Source organism: Micromonospora sp. KC606 (assembly GCF_004348675.1).
Taxonomy (GTDB): Bacteria; Actinomycetota; Actinomycetes; order Mycobacteriales; family Micromonosporaceae; genus Micromonospora.
Genome location: NZ_SMKN01000371.1, coordinates 1 through 2,434, shown reverse-complemented (window position 1 = coordinate 2,434; position 2,434 = coordinate 1). Strand labels below are relative to the sequence as shown.

The window sequence follows — 2,434 nt, the reverse complement described above, 5'->3', positions numbered from 1 at the left end:
CCGCGGCCGCGCGCAGCGCCGCGAGGTGGGCGGTCGCGTAACGCAGGCCGTCGGGGCGGGTCTGGGCGGCCTCGGCGAGCCCGCGTCGGGCCATCGCGAGAAGCTGGGCCGGGGTGCGGTGCGGCAGCACGTGCGCGGGCACCGTCGGTGCCTGGGCCGGTTGGGTCGGCATGACTGTCTCCTCCGCGTGACCGGGACGGGCGGGGCACGCGACGGAGGACCGTCGGTGACCGCCCGGGGCGGGTGGTGCGGAGGAAGACGCACCGGATGGGGCCGGCCGGGTGTGGACGCTTCCCCACACCACACCCGGCCGGCGTAACCGGCGGGTCCGTCGTCCGCCGCCCGGGGGTCGTGGGCGGCGGACGACGATCCTGCCTGACGGGACCGGGCTCGCGACTGCCCGGCACCCGGTGCGGTCCGCGAAACCGCACCTCCCGGAAGCGGCGCCGCGAAACACCGCTCCCGGTTCGCTGGAACGGATGTGCGATTCAATCGAACACCCGTTCTAACCACTGCTGACAGTACACCCTCCCGCCGACGAAAACGCAACGTGTCAGGTACGGCGTGCCACCCACGGCCGCGAGTCACGAACCGACCTCCGGCGGCAGCGGCACGCCGAACAGCCGGGCCGCTGCACCGACTGGAGGGATACCCCGGAAGAATGACGCCATGCAGTCACACCCCAACGTACGGGCGGTGCAGGAGGCCCTCGACGAAGCAGACGCCCGGGACGGCGCCGACGCGCCGAGCACGGTCCGCCTGCTGCCCGAGGCCGCCCACACCGCCGCCGCGGCTGCCCAGGCGCTCGGCGTCGAGGTCGGCGCCATCGCCAACTCGCTGATCTTCGAGGCGGACGGCGCGCCGCTGCTGGTGCTCACCTCCGGCGCGCACCGGGTCGACACCGCCGGCCTGGCCACCTCCATCGGGGTCACCCGGCTGCGCCGGGCCACCCCGGAGTTCGTCCGGCAGCACACCGGGCAGGTGATCGGCGGGGTGGCTCCGCTGGGCCACCCGCATCCGCTGCGCACCCTGGTGGACACCGCGCTGAAGGCGTACGACGAGGTCTGGGCGGCCGGCGGGGTGCCGCAGGCGGTCTTCCCCATCACGTACGCCGACCTGCTGCGGATCACCGCCGGCACCCCTGCCGACGTGGCGTGAGATCCGCCGTCGAGGCGGTACCCGAGCTGGTCACCCTGCACGTGTGGCGGGTTCCCCGGGCGGCGCTGCCCCGGGCCCTGGCCCGGATGGTGCGGGACCGGCGCCGGCTGCGCGCCACCCCCGGCGTCCGGTTCGGCAAGCTGCTCGGCACCGGGACCGGCACCGGCTTCGGGCCGGGTGACGCCGACCCCACCCGGTGGGCGGCGTTGACCGTGTGGGACTCCCCCACCGCCGCCGACGGCTTCGACACCTCCCCGGTCGGCCGGGCCTGGGCCCGGATCGCCCGGGCCCGGGTCCGGGTCGACCTGCGCCCGGTGACCAGCCGGGGCGAGTGGTCGCGGCGACGTCCGTTCGGCGACCCGCCCGGTGGTCGGGTGGCCGGGCCGGTGCTGGCGCTGACCCGGGCCCGGCTGCGCCCCCGGCGGGCGGCGGCCTTCTGGAAGGCGGTCCCGCCGGTGGCCGCCGCCCTGCACGCCACGCCCGGTCTGCTCGCCCGGTTCGGCGTCGGGGAGGCCCCGCTGGGCTGGCAGGGCACCGTCAGCGTGTGGCGCGACCCGGCGGACCTCGTGGCGTTCGCGTACCGTCACCCGGAGCACCGCGCCGCGATCACCCGCACCCCCACCGAGAGGTGGTACGCCGAGGAGCTCTTCGCGCGGTTCGAGGTGCGCGACGTCATCGGTGACCGGGCGGTGCTGGGCTGGGTCGCCGACAGCGGCGCGGAGACGGTGAGAGGAAGCGCATGAGGTTGGTGCGGTGGACGCCGGACGATCTGGTCCGGCGGCTCGACGACGTGGTGGCCGTCTACGGGGAGGCGATGAACTACCGCGCCAACCTGCTGGAGGCCCGCCGCGGCTACATCGCCACCCACGTGCGCCGGCCCGGATTCCGCGCCGTCGCCAGCCTCACCACCGAGGGCCACCTGGCCGGTTTCGGGTACGGCTACCGGGGCGAGCCCGGGCAGTGGTGGCACGACCAGGTGCACCGGGCGTTGGACCCGCAGGCCCGGCAACGCTGGTTGACCGACTGCTTCGAGGTGGTCGAGCTGCACGTCCGGCCGCCGGCGCAGGGGCACGGCGTGGGCAGCCGGCAGCTCACCGCCCTGCTCACCCTGGCCGAGGGGTCGACCACCCTGCTGTCCACCCCGGAGGCCGACGAGCGGACGTCGCGGGCCTGGCGGCTGTACCGGCGGTTCGGCTTCGTCGACGTGCTGCGGCACTTCCACTTCCCCGGCGACGAGCGCCCGTTCGGCGTGCTCGGCCGGGACCTGCCCCTGTCC

The 2,434-nt window shown here is 75.8% G+C and carries 3 protein-coding genes and 1 pseudogene; 3 read left to right on the top strand and 1 reads right to left on the bottom strand.

The genetic code is table 11. The features are described from left to right. Positions 1-172: pseudogene (locus E1193_RS31080) on the bottom strand (chromosome segregation protein SMC); the annotation flags it as partial. 497 nt (positions 173-669) lie between these two features. Here E1193_RS31080 and E1193_RS31075 point away from each other — a divergent pair. The 3 genes from E1193_RS31075 to E1193_RS31065 form a co-directional block, all read left to right on the top strand. Next, the gene (locus tag E1193_RS31075; protein WP_132186688.1) at positions 670-1,158 is read left to right on the top strand and encodes a YbaK/EbsC family protein; all 489 of its coding nucleotides are present in this window, start codon (positions 670-672) and stop codon (positions 1,156-1,158) included. Next, positions 1,155-1,901, top strand: coding sequence for a monooxygenase (locus tag E1193_RS31070; protein ID WP_132186687.1), 747 nt, complete (start codon positions 1,155-1,157; stop codon positions 1,899-1,901). The genes E1193_RS31075 and E1193_RS31070 overlap by 4 nt, the downstream gene beginning before the upstream one ends. Then, a partial coding sequence (locus tag E1193_RS31065; RefSeq protein WP_132186686.1) for a GNAT family N-acetyltransferase occupies positions 1,898-2,434 on the top strand: 537 nt, incomplete at its 3' end. The genes E1193_RS31070 and E1193_RS31065, both read left to right, overlap by 4 nt.